At 41.6% G+C, this 16,552-nt stretch carries 15 protein-coding genes; 8 read left to right on the top strand and 7 right to left on the bottom strand.

The window, feature by feature from the left end; genetic code table 11:
- Positions 1-62 precede the first annotated feature (62 nt).
- A complete protein-coding gene (locus EJP82_RS16145; protein WP_127193107.1) occupies positions 63-1,082 on the bottom strand; it encodes an ABC transporter substrate-binding protein in 1,020 nt (339 codons plus the stop codon).
- 220 nt (positions 1,083-1,302) lie between these two features.
- On the opposite strand from EJP82_RS16145, the gene EJP82_RS16140 reads away from it, so the two are divergent.
- The 6 genes from EJP82_RS16140 (at position 1,303) to EJP82_RS16115 (ending at position 7,716) form a co-directional block, all read left to right on the top strand.
- A complete protein-coding gene (locus EJP82_RS16140; protein WP_127193106.1) occupies positions 1,303-2,283 on the top strand; it encodes a FecCD family ABC transporter permease in 981 nt (326 codons plus the stop codon).
- The gene (locus EJP82_RS16135; protein ID WP_127193105.1) at positions 2,283-3,329 is read left to right on the top strand and encodes a FecCD family ABC transporter permease; all 1,047 of its coding nucleotides are present in this window, start codon (positions 2,283-2,285) and stop codon (positions 3,327-3,329) included. Before EJP82_RS16140 ends, EJP82_RS16135 begins: the two co-directional genes overlap by 1 nt.
- 20 nt (positions 3,330-3,349) lie before the next feature.
- Positions 3,350-4,171: an ABC transporter ATP-binding protein gene (locus tag EJP82_RS16130; protein ID WP_127193104.1), complete on the top strand. Its 822-nt coding sequence runs from the start codon at positions 3,350-3,352 to the stop codon at positions 4,169-4,171.
- 247 nt (positions 4,172-4,418) lie between these two features.
- On the top strand, positions 4,419-4,889 hold the full coding sequence (locus EJP82_RS16125) for a MarR family transcriptional regulator (protein WP_127193103.1): 471 nt from the start codon (positions 4,419-4,421) through the stop codon (positions 4,887-4,889).
- 164 nt (positions 4,890-5,053) lie between these two features.
- On the top strand, positions 5,054-6,640 hold the full coding sequence (locus tag EJP82_RS16120) for an MFS transporter (RefSeq protein WP_127193102.1): 1,587 nt from the start codon (positions 5,054-5,056) through the stop codon (positions 6,638-6,640).
- 176 nt (positions 6,641-6,816) lie between these two features.
- Complete coding sequence (locus tag EJP82_RS16115) at positions 6,817-7,716, top strand: AraC family transcriptional regulator (RefSeq protein WP_127193101.1); 900 nt, start codon at positions 6,817-6,819, stop codon at positions 7,714-7,716.
- 64 nt (positions 7,717-7,780) lie between these two features.
- On the opposite strand, the gene EJP82_RS16110 is transcribed toward EJP82_RS16115, so the two are convergent.
- Positions 7,781-10,150 (bottom strand): zinc ribbon domain-containing protein, encoded by a 2,370-nt coding sequence (locus tag EJP82_RS16110; RefSeq protein WP_127193100.1) that lies wholly within the window; start codon positions 10,148-10,150, stop codon positions 7,781-7,783.
- Between the two features lie 370 nt (positions 10,151-10,520).
- Between EJP82_RS16110 and EJP82_RS16105 the strand changes: the two genes are divergently transcribed.
- Entirely contained in the window at positions 10,521-10,712 is a 192-nt protein-coding gene (locus tag EJP82_RS16105; protein WP_127193099.1) for a hypothetical protein, read from the top strand.
- A 1-nt stretch (position 10,713) separates the two neighbouring features.
- On the opposite strand, the gene EJP82_RS16100 is transcribed toward EJP82_RS16105, so the two are convergent.
- The 5 genes from EJP82_RS16100 to EJP82_RS16080 are packed head-to-tail and all read right to left on the bottom strand — an operon-like array spanning position 10,714 to position 16,045.
- Entirely contained in the window at positions 10,714-11,838 is a 1,125-nt protein-coding gene (locus EJP82_RS16100; RefSeq protein WP_127193098.1) for a GerAB/ArcD/ProY family transporter, read from the bottom strand.
- Between the two features lie 24 nt (positions 11,839-11,862).
- Entirely contained in the window at positions 11,863-12,096 is a 234-nt protein-coding gene (locus tag EJP82_RS16095) for a hypothetical protein (RefSeq protein WP_127193097.1), read from the bottom strand.
- 19 nt (positions 12,097-12,115) lie between these two features.
- Complete coding sequence (locus EJP82_RS16090; protein ID WP_127193096.1) at positions 12,116-13,222, bottom strand: GerAB/ArcD/ProY family transporter; 1,107 nt, start codon at positions 13,220-13,222, stop codon at positions 12,116-12,118.
- An 18-nt stretch (positions 13,223-13,240) separates the two neighbouring features.
- Positions 13,241-14,437, bottom strand: a complete 1,197-nt coding sequence (locus EJP82_RS16085) for a Ger(x)C family spore germination protein (protein WP_127193095.1) — start codon at positions 14,435-14,437, stop codon at positions 13,241-13,243.
- A 3-nt stretch (positions 14,438-14,440) separates the two neighbouring features.
- Positions 14,441-16,045, bottom strand: a complete 1,605-nt coding sequence (locus tag EJP82_RS16080) for a spore germination protein (RefSeq protein ID WP_127193094.1) — start codon at positions 16,043-16,045, stop codon at positions 14,441-14,443.
- A gap of 201 nt (positions 16,046-16,246) precedes the next feature.
- On the opposite strand from EJP82_RS16080, the gene EJP82_RS16075 reads away from it, so the two are divergent.
- Positions 16,247-16,495, top strand: a complete 249-nt coding sequence (locus EJP82_RS16075; protein WP_127193093.1) for a hypothetical protein — start codon at positions 16,247-16,249, stop codon at positions 16,493-16,495.
- The last annotated feature ends 57 nt before the right edge of the window (positions 16,496-16,552 follow it).

Raw genomic sequence — 16,552 nt, 5'->3', positions numbered from 1 at the left:
TAAAAAAGAAAGAGCTGCCACCTATTCGAAGGGGACAGCTCTTTTTCTTTGAAGCGCGATATTTATTGTTGAATATCATAAATTTCGTATAATTCATCCAGCATCAGGTTTGCTGCTTTGATACCACCAGCGGTGTTCCAAATAGCATCATCAACTTTATAGGTCTGGCCGTTCTTAACGGCGCTAAGGTTTTTCCATAGCGGATCGTTAATCCATTCCTGTTCTGTCTCATTTGCTTTACCATCGCCAGTTTCATACGTGAAGTAGAATAAACGATCAGCGTCCGCTTCTGGCAGACGTTCTTTCGTGATTTCATCCACGAATGTGTCTTTCGCATTCTTCGTCATTTCCGTGCGGGCAAACCCGATTTGGTCAAATATAATTCCTGAAAATGTGTTGGTGTGATAGACACGTGTCTTACCACCCATGAAACGTACAACGGATACTGTCTGATTTAATTTGTCGCCAGCTTTGGTTTTGAAATCTTCAATTCGCTTATCGTATGCAGCCATCAGATCTTCGCCTTCGGCGGTTTTACCTAATGCCTCCGCATACAGTTTGAAGTTGATTTCCCATTCACCGCGCAAGTCTTCCGCCATAACAGTTGGAGCGATGGCTTTTAATTGCTCATATATTTTTTCCTGCCGCATTTTGTTACCAATGATCAAGTCCGGTTGCAGACCAGCGATCAACTCAAGGTTTGGCTGGCTCTCTTCGCCAAGCTCTGTTACACCTTCCATATCGGCTTTGATGTGATCATACCAAGGGTTGCCTGTCCAAGATTTAACGGCCCCGACTGGTTTCACGCCAAGTGCCAAAAGGGCTTCAGTACCTTCATTTGTCAGTACAACAACCTTAAGTGGTGTTCCTGAGATCTCTGTCTCTCCCATTGAATGCTTCACGGTACGAGTTTGATTATCTGTATTTGTAGCAGTATTGTTTGTTGTCGTTGGATCGGTTTGCCCCGCACTGTTGGTGGCATCATTACTTCCACAGCCGGATAGCACCACGGCTAGAATCAGCGCCAGCATCCCTAACCAAGTAATACTTCTTCTCTTTGTTTGTGTCGAATTAGCTAGCATGATTATTTCCCCCTAAATGGTATGAATCTCTCTGTGTGAGAATTATTATCAGTTGCAATTTTAAACTATAATGGTAAAGGAACTAACTGTCAATAAAAATCTGAGAATGATTATCACAATCATTGACATTATATATAGCTTACTCTAAAATTCTACAAGTAGTAAGTTCCTTTTAAATAAGATATTTAAATTAGAATAGTTTTCGGAAGAAAGTGACTATATGAGAATCGTTTTGCTAGTTATTTCACTATTAATGCTTGCTATCGCCATCGTGTGTAGCATTGCTTTTGGAGTTACGGATATCCCAATTAGTTCCGTTTGGGAATCATTCACGCACTATAATATGAGTACTGAACATTTGATCATTCGCACAACTCGTGTTCCTAGAGCACTGATTGCTGCTTCCGTTGGGGCTTGCTTAGCAGTTGCTGGGGCAGTTATGCAGGTCATGACGCGTAATCCTATTGCTTCACCTAGCACTTTAGGAGTAAACTCCGGAGCAACTTTTTTTATCGTGATGTCAACATCTTTGCTGGGGATATCGGGGATGGGAGCATTTACATGGGTCGCATTGATAGGTGCTGCTGTAAGTGGAGGTATCGTCTTTACTCTGGGGAGTATAGGTAGAGACGGAATGACTCCGGTCAAGATCACACTTGCTGGGGCATCCATGACTGCGTTTTTTGCTTCTCTGACCCAAGGACTTATGCTTACAGATGGTAAAATGTTTGACCAGGTACTCGTATGGTTGGTCGGTTCGGTTGCCGGACGAGACATGGCGCAGCTCCAAACCGTATGGCCTTATATGGCTGTGGGCATGTTAATTGCCTTGCTACTTGCGCGTCACTTGAACGTCTTGGCCATGGGTGACGATGTTGCTCAGGGACTGGGGCAGCGTACGGCACATATTAAATTATTCGCTGCGATTGCGACGATTCTGCTTGCGGGTGCTTCGGTTGCAGTAGCGGGTCCGATTGCTTTTGTTGGCATCATCATCCCACATATTGTTCGTTACTTAGTAGGTAACGATTACCGCTGGATTCTACCATATAGCGCAGTGTTAGGCGCTTTGATACTTGTTGCGGCTGATTTAGGCTCAAGATATATCGCTATGCCGAAGGAAGTTCCCGTCGGGGTCATGACCGCGATTATAGGTGTGCCATTCTTCGTATATATTGCTAGGAAAGGCAGACGGACGTAATGAGTAAATATAGATCACTTCGCTCGGCTAATTCTAAATTTTCAATTTTAATAGAGAAAAGAACCCTGTGGGTTACTCTAATCTTATTCATACTCTGCATCGTTGTTATGCTAATTAGTACAGGTATTGGTAGCCTATATATCTCTCCTCTTGGTGTTATCAAAGCAATCTTTGGTAGGGGAGAACCTATGGAACAGGTGGTTGTTGAGAAACTCCGATTGCCGCGGATTGTGATTGCGACGTTAATCGGTGCTTCATTAGCTGTAGCGGGAGCCATTTTACAGGGAGTTATTCGTAATCCATTGGCATCACCGGATGTGACAGGGATTACGGAAGGGGCTTCACTCGGTGCAGTACTCTTTATGTTTATATTCGGAGGTACGGTGTCGATTCATTGGATGCCACTTGCTGCTATTGGCGGGGCGCTACTCATGGCCGCTTTGTTGTACATTCTGTCTTGGAAACATGGAGTTGAACCGTTACGGCTCATTCTTGTGGGCATCGGACTCTCGGCTGCTGTTAAGGCTATCTCTTATATGTTTATTATTTCAGGACCGTTAATACTGGCGCAGCGCTCCTTAGTTTTCATGAGTGGAAGTATCTATGGTACTTCATGGGACAAAGATGTCCTCACGTTACTACCCTGGGTGGCCATTCTTCTTCCGATCACTTGGCTGCAGGCACGGAATGTTAATATTCAGGCACTGGGCGATGATGTGGCGAGCGGAGCGGGTGCTTCAGTACAGAAGCAACGACTATTCCTAATTTTTCTGAGTGTAGCTCTTGCCGGATCTGCGGTTGCTATAGGTGGAGCGATTGCTTTTATCGGATTAATGGCGCCTCATATGGCACGCAAACTTGTGGGTTCTTCCTTTGGCAGTGTCCTACCTGTTAGTGCGCTGCTTGGTGCGTTAATTTTATTAGTGGCAGATCTGGCGGCACGTACTGTCTTTTTACCACGAGATGTACCGGCTGGTGTATTAACGGCGGCAATTGGCGCACCGTTCTTTATATATCTGCTGTATCGTAACCGGAATCGTTATTAAGCTGGAGAAGGAGAACTGTTATGAGTACATTAGAAGCAAAGGGACTCGGATTATCTTATGGAGGCGAATTTGTCTTCGAAGATTTAAATCTGACGATTCCGCAGGGGAAAATCACTGTATTCATTGGCAGTAACGGATGCGGCAAGTCGACGCTACTTCGATCCATGGCGAGGCTTCTGAAACCACAGCGTGGTTCAGTATTATTGGATGGTGGCGATATTGCCAGCATGTCCACAAAGGAAGTTGCGCGTAAGCTTGCTATTCTCCCGCAAGGTCCAAGTACACCAGATGGGTTGACGGTGTTGCAATTGGTGAAACAAGGCCGATATCCTTATCAAAGTTGGCTGAAGCAATGGTCGCGTGAGGATGAGGCTGTGGTTCAAGAGGCTTTGGAGGCAACGGGTATGGGTGAGCTTGCAGAGCGATCGGTTGATTCATTATCGGGGGGCCAGCGGCAGCGTGCATGGATTGCCATGACACTGGCACAGGAGACACCGGTTATTCTCCTGGACGAGCCTACCACTTATTTAGATTTGACGCATCAGATCGAAGTGCTCGACCTTCTTTTTGAAATGAATGACCGCGATGAGCGGACGATTGTTATGGTACTTCATGATATCAATCTGGCTTGTCGTTATGCCGATCATATCATTGCGATCCGGGATGGTAAAATTGAGGCTCAGGGCGAACCAAGCGAAGTGATTAATGTAGAATTAATTGAGAAGGTGTTCCGGTTGAAATGTGATATCATTCCCGATCCTCTTTATGGTACTCCTCTATGCATACCACATGATAATAGCAGACTTTGTGCGGCAAGGCAGCGAAGAATGCGCAGAATCTAAATACCAGCGGCGGATCTCCGCAAGATCATCGTTTTTCGAGCCGTACGGATGTGAATAAATTAGTTATTATATAGTAGGGAGTTCTGATTTTTCGTAGCCACAGTTCGCTATTCATATGTAGTATAAAAAAGCAACCTCCTGAGGTTGCTTTTTTGTGGTGTGAAATTATGACACAGACTAACACTATAACTTTATAAGTAATCATCCTATAATAAAGGAAGGTAGTTCTCGTTAAGGATGTGATGATATGGAATATAATTTGCATGATACAACTACATTGAAAAAAGATATACTTTCTCCTGATGAAAGAGAAGTATGGGTGCTATATATGAAGGTACTCACTTCAGCTGGTTTAGGCGATGTATCGGAGTGGATGAAGTTAGATATGAGTATGCCGCAAATGAAGGTGTTAATGCTACTCAACAATCATGGGAGTTTGAAAGTAAGTGAAATCGCCGATAGTATGGGTGCTTCATTGCCTAATACGACCGGACTGCTTGACCGATTGGAGTCGTCGGGTTTCATTAATAGAAAACCTTCTGAAATTGATCGACGTTCGATCGATGTCAGTTTAGCAGAGAGTGCGAAGACTATTTTTCGAGGATTATATGAACAAGGGCATGAGAAAATCAAAAGATCCCTTCAAAAAATGACAGACGCTGAAAAAGAAATTGTGAAGCAAGGCCTTACGATTCTATCGATCGCGTTAAAAGATTAAAAATAGGGCACAATATATTTAGTCAACATAATCTCTGTTTATCAGGGGGGATGTTGGCTTTTTTTTAGGTGATGCTTGACAGGGAGCTGCATATAATTGATTATATATTTAGTTAACTTGAAATGAACTATTTGATAATGTAAATAAATTTAGGAGGGATATGAATGAATTCGGTGCAAAAGAAGCACAGCTCCAATTGGGCGATTACGTTGTTTACCATTGGGGTATTTATGGCTGCCTTAGACAACGGCATTATCTCAGCCGCTCTAACGACAATCAATGATTCCTTCGGGGTGTCTGCTTCATGGGGATCATGGGGAATAACACTCTATACATTGGGATTGGCGGTTAGTGTACCGATTATCGGCAAACTGTCTGATCGATTTGGACGTAAGAGATTATTTCTTATTGAGGTGGCCTTGTTCGGAATCGGGTCACTGCTTGTGGCCCTTAGTAGTTCGTTTCCCATGTTCTTACTGTCAAGGCTGTTTCAGGCGTTTGGAGGAGGGGGGATATTTATTATCGGTAGCTCCCACGTCTTAACGACCTTACCGAAGGAGAAACAAGGGAAGGCATTGGGGTTATTGGGTGCTATGAACGGTATGGCAGCTGTACTCGGTCCTAATGTAGGTAGTTTTCTGTTAGATCTAACAGGTAACTGGCATTGGTTATTTCTAATCAACATACCTATCGCAGCAGTTTTAATTATACTAGGTATTCCGTTCATTACGGAGACAAAGGCATCTTCCACAAAACGGTTGGATTTTGTCGGAACGATTATTTTATCCCTAGCGATCTTATCGCTGATGTACGGTATTACCAATTTGGATGCAGGCAACTTCCTCGGTAGTTTTGCTGACCCTATGGTCTATGGATTCGTCCTAGGTGGGGTTATACTGTTTATCTTGTTAGTTCTTTATGAGAAAAATTTGGAAGCAAGAAGTGGTGACCCTATACTGGCTTACTCGCTTCTTAGTAGCAAAGTGTTTCAGTGGACGCTGCTAATCGGTTTCTTCTCGGGAGGATTACTTGCAGCCGTAATCTTTATCCCTTCGTTTGTGGAGCAATTCTTAGGTGTATCAGCTGAGAAATCGGGGTATTGGATGACACCTCTTGCACTAGCATCCGGCGTGGGTGCTGGTCTAGGCGGTGTGTTGGTGGATAAAAAAGGCCCCGTGTTTACAACCATTATTTCGGGCGTTATCTCACTTGTCGGTTTTGCTTTGTTCCCACTCTGGGTGACAGAAAGATGGGAGTTCGTCATTGCAAGTATGATCGCAGGCGTAGGGTTTGGATTCTTGCTTGGAGCTCCATTGAATGTACTTGTATCTGAAAGTGTGGATAACAGCAATAAAGGTAGTGCCCTGGGAACATTATCCTTGATAAGACAAATTGGACTAACTTTGTCCCCGACACTTTATGCTGGTTTCATCGCGGCTGGCGCTAGTAACATTGGCAATGAAATCAAAAGTGGACTGGCGGCGGCAGGTATTAGCGGTAGTGGACCTGCCTTCTCAGACATCTCGGGAATGAGCACCTCCCAACTATATGAGGCAGTAGAGCAAATACCTGATCCGACCATTAAAGAAATCATTATGAACGCAATACATGACAGTATTGGGAAAGGCTTTGGAAACTTATATTTAACGGCGGCCATTATTTCCGCTCTAGTCATCGTTTCCATCCTTATCCTATCCATCTACCGTAAAAAATCGCTGCAAAAGGAACCTGTCAAGATACCCTTAGCGTAATCGCAAGATATGACAAATACAACAAGAGGTCTATCCCTGTTCGCATAGGATAGACCTCTTGTTCTCGTATGGCACAACAGAATGTTCCAGGAAAATTAATCAACATGACAATTTTGGAACAGTCCCATTTATGAATTGATGGTAAATTTAGATTACCGATCGGGAGGAGGAACCATATGAACTATATGGAGTGTTTTCAGAAGAGTATTGATTTCATTGAAGAACAACTTACCGAAAAAATAACTGTGGAAACTTTAGCTGGAATTGCGGGATTTTCCCCTGATCATTTCTATAAGTTATTTCATGTGTATGTCGGAATGCCCGTAATGGAGTATGTGCGAACACGGAGACTGGCTCACGCGGTTGTTGAATTATCTACCAATAAAAAGATTATCGATATTGCCATGGAATATGGGTTTGAGACTCATTCCGGTTTTTGTAAAGCATTTCGGAAGGTATATGGGTGTTCCCCTGAAAATTATCGTAAATATGTGAGTACAAAAGTGCCTGGGAAAGTTAATCTTGCCCTTTATGAAAAGTTGAATCTATATGGAGGAATTATTCTGGAACCTAAATTTATAACCAAACCAGCATTTAATATTGTTGGGTATGCACTTGAAACTACATTTGAGGAAAGCCGAAGCAAGCGAGACATCCCCGCATTCTGGAATCACTTTGATGCTGATGGACTAGAGCAACAATTATATGAACAGCTCAAACCTGAAGAACATGGGGAGTATTGTGTATGTTTTCCTCCGAATATGGAGACGGGTGCATTTACGTATGTCATTGGTGTTAAAGTAGAGAATTTCGATAACGCTAAGGAAGAGATGTTTAAGGGAAGCATCCCAGAGGCCACTTATGCAGTGTTTACGACGCCTCCCGCTGACTACGCCGATTGTGCGTTTGCCAAAGCGATCGAAGGTACTGCAAAGTATATTTTTGAAGAATGGTTTCCTGATTCGGGATATGAGTTTGCACCGGGTAAAGTGGATTATGAGTTCTATGATGAACGTTGCCATGACGAGACTGGAGCGGTGATGGAGATTCACATTCCGGTAGTGAAAAGTGAATAATGTATAGGTGTAAAATTAGAAAGTAAGGGGCTACCATCAGTATGGTAGCCCCTCAACTTTTGTTTTAGAATGTAAATCCGTACTGAATCGGAAGCATGGTTTGTACATCGCTATCGATTAGTTTCTTCTCGTCTTTACCTCGATATTCCCACAAATCGCCCGCTCCGTTCTTCAAACGATAGTCGGAGACGTAAAATAACCGTGATACTTTATTGTAATTGTAGAAGCTTACATCATCACTAATTTTGGTGCTTTTGTCTCCCTGTTTCATGAATAAGGAGCCCATTAGACGTTTAGTATTAAAGTCTGTCATGTACAAGACGACATCATCCTCAGGATATACCGTAGTATTTCCAAGTTGAACATCATAAGCAATTTTGACTTTCTTGCCATCCTTACTATAGGTTAACAGTTCGCCTTTGTCATCCTTCACATCTTTGTAATACCAAATATTATCATTGACGAACATGTATTGCTCGACATTCTCGTCGATAACTTTGCGATTACTGAGTTTGCCTTCAAGTACATCCCATACAACTAGCGTACCAGAGGTACTTTCATTATCGTTTTCATTTTCTGAATAATACAGCTTTTTGCCGTCTTCGCTGAACGTGAACCTATAGGATTCACTTGCATCCTCCGACATTTCTTGTTCCGTTCCACCGTTTAACACAATGTATTTGCTGCTACTATTGCTACTGTTAGTCTCATAACGATCTTTAACGTCGTATATGCTACTAATTTCGGATAACTTCATCTTATCGGTAGGACTTTTAACGGTTTCAGATTTTACATAAATAACAGATTTTGTTGCGGCATCAGCATAATTAACCCAGGCCAATTCGCTGGAGACTTCTTTTTCCTTGCCGTCCGCATATAGAAATAATTGCTTAGTTATAGTAGACAACTCTTCGTACTCTAAATCGCTTCTAAGAGTATCCCGATCCAATTTATCTTGATACAAATCGTATGCGAGATAGTATTGGTCATAGTCGACATCCGTAGTGGTATATGTATATCCCCAATAATCGGTGTAGGTACTTTCATACTCAAAATCGCTATAGACTGGTTCAGTAATATTGAGATCGCTAGCAGCCATATCATCTTCAACAAAATCGATTAGTTTAGTATTATTCATCGTTGTTCTGGTGAAGAAAAACTCATCCGTCATACTGCTGGATTCCATGCCAGAATAATCTGAGATGATCTTACGCTTATCTTTACCGTCTTCTTTCACATAAAGTGAGTAGTAATTTGAGCTTTCTGAATCATCATTAGATTTGGTGTAATATATTTTTTTCAAATCACTTGAGTAGTTGATAATTTGCGCAACACCACTATCAATTTTTACTTTTTCACGCTTACTATCGAGTGATTTAATGTAAAGATCGCTAGTATCATCGTCCATTACTTTCATATAGATGATTGAGGATTCATCCTCAGAGAAGTAATAATTATCCGCTACATTGTTGTCGATAAGTATTTCTTCTTTCATATTGTACAGATATAAGCTGCCACTCTGGTCTTCATAATTTTTGAGATATAGTGCATAGTCACCGTTTCTAGTAATTTGAAAGGGATTGAATTGATTTATATTAAGATTGGAGGAGATACGAACTCCCTGATCAAAACTTTCTACTCCATCTTTAGACTTAGAAAGCTTTGTTGGGTCGGAGTAAAATAGACTGGCTGTCCCATCTTCACTAATTTTACTCAGATAGAACATGCGGTCTGCGCGTTCATTCAGTTTGACCCAGAAATAAATACTTTCTCCTAACTTGTAGAATGAAGTGTCTGAAGTTCTAGTTTCTTCACCGGAAGAAGATAAATCTATTTCTTCTCGAGTTTCCTCATCCATATCCATCCACTTTTTTGTTGCTGTGATGGGTCTATCCTGCTTGTCGACCGATAGGGTTAACTCAAAATCTTTGATATATACCAGTGGAGGTGAGGATTGGGAGGAACTTGAGGCGAAAATGGACCATGCCACGCCACAAATAAGTATAAAGCCGAGCAACGCAGCTCCATAGATAAGTGGCTTCTTGGTGCGTTGATTAATAACACCAGATAATCTATTGCGGGTGCTACTAGGAGGCTGACTTGTTTCGTTTAATTCAGGAGTTTCTGTTAAGGCTACGTTCTCATTTAAGGTCATAACATCAGTTGAAGCTACTTCCTCTATTAAAGATTCCTCTATTTCCGTTACGATTATGTTATTTTCCTCTGTTGGGGCTGCACTTTCTGCCTCTGTCTCTGTTTCTATCTTTGTTTCTGTTTCTAGCTCTAGTTCTGTCTCCGTTGGAGCTAAAATCTCTTTCTCATCTTCAACAGAAGAAACGTCCTCTTGAAGAAAAGACTGTCCACATTCTTTACAAAACTTAGCATTCTCTCTCCTGGGTACGCCACAATTAGCGCAGAATTTTGCCATACTCATCAATATACCACTCCTTAATCATTTTGATATTTCGCCAATTGAGTCACAAACTAATTACTTTCCTTCAAACATGCTGAGCGTATGTATTTCTTCTTACAAGGACGGGGGGGACTTTCATCTACGACAGCTTAGAGGAGCTATGTGGGCTACTTTATGTATCTGATGAATGTTAGAGGACTATATACCCGTTTATTCCAAGATTATCCTCAAGGATTAAGTATATATAGTTCTAGAGTCCTGCGCCATAGTTTTACGCAAAAACTCTCTTTTCGACACAGATTAGAATTTGTGCACCTGTAAAACTTATAACTATTTACCAATAAAAAACGTAATGGTACGGAGCAGCAAATGAATAATTTGATTTGGAGGTATGGACAAGATCCCTTCCGAATTTTATAGTCATTATCAGCCAATCGTCGATCGTGAAATGGTACAAGTTCAAAATAAGCAGAAATCGCTGGATGAAGCTCTGCGAAGTATCCAGAATGAAGGGCAAGTAGTCTTGGATCAAGTGATCAAGAATAAGGTGATCAAAAAAGAAGCACCTTGTATTTACTTGTAATTCACGGTGTCTTCTTGCCTCCACCTTTCAAAATATCGATCAACCATAACAAAAGTGGAAAGATGAATCCCATTACTAGGGCATGGATGGTCCAGATGGGTGTGAACTCTTGAAAATATGCAGCATTTGGAAATGCCAGAAGCGAAAGAGGGACCAGTAGAAGGGCTATGGGGAACGTCAAGGAGCGGTAGTCCTTTAGATTTAATACTTGGGCTATCCCCACAATAGATATATAAAACAGTAGGGCTAATCTTACGAAGATCGTGATAAACCAAATCACCGCCATGATGATTTCAATTCGTACCAAAAAGTCCCCCAAGCGAATAAGTTTCGCTAATGCGTAACTGGGGTAGGCAAAGCTTACCGTTTGTGTTCCTAATACCAGGATGGTGAGTATTGTAATGACGACCATAATAAATCCTCCGATAAGGACGCCAGTAAATAGTGCTTTTCCATTTTTCTCGGTATGTTGAACGCTTGGAAATAGCATGGATAATATAATGGGCTCCAAAAAAGGATAGGCAATAAATATGAGGGATGCTTTGAGTACAGGTTTTAATCCATTCTCGAGTACCGGCTGAACATTGTTAAAGTTGATATGTGGGAACGCTAATACGATGAAGACTATTAATAGAACCATAATGAAAGGAAAAAAAAGCTCTGCTGCACGTGCCAGAGGTTCAAGCCCGAGCCGAGCACCCATGATCACTACACTTAGTATGATGATAAGAATAGCCTGGATAGGTGTATCCTCTAAAATCTGCGTTGTCATGAAGTCTCCAATATTACGAAGCGTAAGTATAGCAACGATAGCTGGAAAAGTGACAAGAAACAGAAGGGCAACTATCTTTCCTAGCCATTTTCCAAGGAGTTTCTCGATATACCATGTAAAGTTAGCATGTGCGAAGCGGTTGCCTAGATAGATGTATAAGGGCAAAACGCATAAACCTACCACCAACGCCACGATTGTAGAAATCCAAGTATCCTGTTTAGCCACGATTTGTAACATAGCTGGAATATTCAAAATGGCGCTACCGATCATATATATAGCTATTAGTATGGAGAACTGTCGCGAGCTTATTTTTATTTTTCCTAACATGATAACTTTCTCATTATTTTTGGTCATCTTTGAATCCCCTCCACTTCGTTGTCACTTTAACCACGTTTCTACCAAGTCAGCAACGGGCTTGTAAACCATGATCAGCCAATCCATAGGATTAGCAATCTGGATATGTAATGCTTGAACAATACCTAGCACAGTCCCGAGGCATAGCAGAAAGGAGAATAGCCAAAGCTCCTTATGTAGTTTCTTTCTCAAAAGAACGGGAACATCAATTGCAATAATTATAGCAACAGCTATAAGAATTCCTGCTATAGTCAGCATGTTGAGTCCTCCCCTTTCCCTAAGCTTCAGTAGGTTTCTTGGATATTTTGCGAACATAATATACCCCTATCAATAACAGCGGAAAGAGTAACCCATAAGTCAAATCCAAGTACGGCCAGTATTTCGCAATCAGTACATTGTAATAAGTTATATTGGGAGAAATGAGCGGAGAGAGTACAATCAGGAGCATCGCTGCAGGCAAAGCCAGCATCCGGTATTCTTTTAATTTGAACAATTGCGCCAACCCTAGAATGAAAGCATAAAAATACAAAGTTATCTTTATTGATATGGTTAACAGCCACATAAGGGCTATCGAGGATTCAACTCTCTCGAGAAAGCGGCCGAGACTTATTTTTCTAGCCAAGGAATAACTGGGATATATACTTCTCGAAGTTTCATCTGCACCGAGAACAAGAACGGACATCGCGATAATGATGATCAATACAATACCTCCGAACAGTGCACCTTGTAAGAATCCCTGCCTTATCTTTTTCGTTTGAGTTACATAAGGCAGAATCATTAAGAAGGTAACCAACTCCAAAAAGGGGAAAGCGAGACAAGGGATAGATCCCATTAGTACAGGTTTTATTCCGTTTTCCAGGAGGGGTTCTATCCTTTCTAGTTCAATTTGTGGTAAAAGGAACATGATCAGTATGAGGAAAATAATGAGGATCAACGGTGTGAAAAATTCCGCTGTGCGCCCAATGACCTCAAGTCCTAATCTTGCTGCCATGATCACAATACTTATAAATAAGATTTGAGACGCCTGAAGGGGAGTTTCCTGTATCATTTCTATATTCAAAAAATCACCCACTTCCCGCGTATGTGCTGTTGCGGAAAGAAAAAAGTAAGCTAGGAAAAGTAATGATACGATGGCCCCAACCCATTTCCCTAATATTTGTTGAATGGATTGAATCAAGGTCAAATGGGGGTAAAGTTGTCCGACCATACAGAACACGTAGACGACTAATAAGCCTGCTGTCATGCCGATGAAACTTGACACCCAAGCATCTTGCTGTGCATAAAAGGTGGATATAGAAGGTAACACCAGAATCGAATCTCCAATAGTAACAAGCATCACTAGTATGGTAAGTTGACGAATACTTATTTTCCCACCCTCGAGCATTCTATGTTTCACCTCAGTTTATTCTTTCAGTTGTTCCAGGAAGGAGTTGGATACCTTACCTAGGGTTCGAATCTTAGAATTAACTTTCACATGGACCGGAATATTCACAAAAGTTTGATCCCAATGATCTTTCAGCTTTTTCCAAGCTTTTGGATTTGAGCGATGAATGACTTCACCAAATCCAAAAATATCAACTTTGTAGTCTTGTTGCACCCTGGATACGGTCATTTCAATTAAATTTTCCAACTTCTCATTTGCCCATTTCTCCACTTTAGTAATTGTTTCGTTCTTGGTCAGATCGAGATGACATTGAACTTCGCCTACATTCGCTTCTGCTCGCACTTCAATTTCGATTTGTGGTTGTTCATCGTTCACGCTACCTTTAACCTTCGTTTTAGAGCGAATGACTTTTAATGATATACTTCCTCCGTCTGGACAAGAAACATAGCCGACAGTACCTTTAATTTGATTAGTGACATAATTATAGGCTTTGCCCTCCTCGTTACTTAACCAACCGATTAATTTATCTTTTCTAAATACGGCTAGTCCGGTGTATTGCAACTCGGCGGGCGACTTAACGGTTTCAGTATTTTTTCGAGTTTCTCCTATAGCTAGATCTCCTAAGGGAACTAGCCCGGTTAATACGGGATGTTTCCCCTCACTTACTAGTACAGAGATAAGTTCATCCAATTTAACTGTCGTTGTAGGTGCCCATTGTTGCTCAGATGTCTCCAAAGTTGAAAACAATCTAACGGAGGGAACCTTCTCCAGATTGGTCAATATTTTTAGCGTGTCACTCGCCTTAGCTTCCTTAGCCACAACAATGAAGAAGTCATTTCGTGCTTCAGGTTCTCTCGACATGAAGTCAAGGGCGTCTGCCATTCCCGCTCTCGCCAATGATTCACCGAGGACCAAAACTCGTAAATGCGCTAGATAAATTATGCGAGGACTAATTGTAGTAATTTCCCTAAGGGCTTCTAATATGCTAGGTCCTTTCGCTTGAAACAAGGTGACTGGCGAGGAGGTACCCCCTTTTTTTCCTGCGACTTCACTTGGTTCCACTACTTGTACGGTAATCTCGTATTGATCCCCAGATTTATCAATCCCCATACCAACGGCAATAGCAAGTTCGTTCAACTCGCGGCGGTTCCAACACCCCGTAACGAATACAACTAAGCTGATGCAAATACAAAGCAAGAGTCCACTCCGTTTCATAGGTCAACCTCCTGTTTTGTCCTGTGGTTTTTCTGGAGGAGCACTTTGCTCTCGAATGATATTCTTTCGACTGATAAGCCTAGGCCGAGAAAACATGGCCCAACGGGGCATTCGGAGAATGGAGTCCTTTTGTTCTTCAAGGATAAACGGAGCGAACGGACTCATATAGGGCACACCAAAGGAACGTAAGCTACATAGGTGAAGAACAATCGCAATGACTCCAATGATAATCCCAAATAAACCGAATGAGGCGGCAAGCATCATCATCGGGAAACGAAGCATTCTAATGGTCATGGACAGGTCGAAGGAAGGCAGTACAAAACTGGAGACGGCGGTAATCGCAATAACGATAACCATAGCAGCGGAGATAATCCCAGCTTCAACCGCCGCAGTTCCGATAACTAAAGTTCCTACAATGGATATGGATTGGGCTATGGCCTTAGGCATTCGTATACTGGCTTCCCGCAAAATTTCAAAGGATACTTCCATCATGAGCGCTTCAATAAATGCGGGAAAGGGCACCCCTTCCCGTTGCGCGGCCAAACTGATTAGAAGTAGAGTTGGCAACATCTCCTGATGGAAGGTGGTAATGGCTATATATAGAGATGGACCTAGTAGAGAAATGAATATACTCAGAAAACGGAGCATACGGATAAGGGTACTAATGTCTGCTCGCTGATAATAGTCCTCCGCAGCCTGAATGAAGGACATCAGGGTAATAGGGACGACAAGTACTATTGGGGTTCCGTCCACCAATATGGCTATTTTCCCTTCCAAGAGATCGGCGGCAACGACATCTGGCCGTTCCGTATGGTAAATGGTTGGGAACGGTGTATATGTCTCATCTTCGATTAATTCCTCAATATAACCGCTTTCTAGTATCCCATCGATATCGATCCGGTCTAAGCGCCTGTGAACTTCTTGTACAACTTTATCATTAACAATTCCCTTGATGTACATAATGCCCACGCTAGTCTTGGTCACTCTTCCAATTTCTTTTGATTCTAACCAAAGATGAGGGTCTTTTATTTTTCGACGTATTAACGCGGTATTCGTGCGAAGGTTCTCTGTAAATCCTTCCTTAGGCCCCCGAATAACAGTTTCTGTGGAAGTCTCCGTAACACCGCGGTCTTTCCATCCTCGCATACCAAGAGTGAACCCTTGCGCGTATCCATCCAGCAGGAGAATAGCATCTCCTGATAACAGGGATGTGAATAAGGAATCAAACTCATAAACATCCTTAACTTCTCCAACTGTAAGGATATGATTTTTTAAGATCTGGAAGCTATCTTGTCCGGATGTTAGCATCTTATCAAGATTAGAATTCGGGAAATTGATCATGAGTGTTTCCATAATGAAATTCTGTACAGACTTGGCATCAGCCAATCCATCCGTATAGAATATAGCGGCTTTGATCTGTTTATCCGTCCCGATCCGAATTTCTCTAACGATTAGATCCGTGCTATTTCCAAGCGTTTTTTTTATATGTTGAATATTGTCCTGAAGTTTTGTTTTGACCTGATTCTGGTGTGTTTCCTTACTTGAATCGGATTGTCCTTGTGAAGTGCCTGTAAATATTCTCATAATCATTTTGTTCAAAAATTTCATGGATTGTTATCCCTTTCCATAAGCTGCTATACAGATTATCTCCGAAAGGAAGAGGACTTATTCTACGGTTTATTCTACGGCTGTTTGACCGTTAGAGAATTAAAGGGTCTATAATAAGGAAGGAATTGTTAAATGAATATGGAACAGTTAGAGTAGTGCGGAAATTTATCTTTTTGCTATATGAAAGGAAGTGAATCTCCTATGGGTATTATAATTTGGGTGTTTTCTACAGCTATTAGTTTTTTGTTGCTTTATGCAGTTATTAGGGGAGCAATTAATCATTCTAATATTGCTAAACAAGATGGAGAAGTTAGTGCAATGAATGCTCAGCTTAATCGAAATCATCAAGAAATGATGAGGCAGATGGAAGACCTCACAAAAATTATAGCTGAGCAAAATCTTATTTTAAGCGAGATAAAGATATCAAAGAAAGATGAAACTGAGATATAAAATAATTGAATATGCTCAGACAACAAACGCTCCAGTCTAGGATGAAAATCATTCTAG

The organism is Paenibacillus anaericanus (assembly GCF_003994475.1).
GTDB classification, from domain to species: domain Bacteria; phylum Bacillota; class Bacilli; order Paenibacillales; family Paenibacillaceae; genus Fontibacillus; species Fontibacillus anaericanus.
Note: the sequence above shows the minus strand (reverse complement) of the source record. Positions and strands in the feature narration are given on the sequence as shown.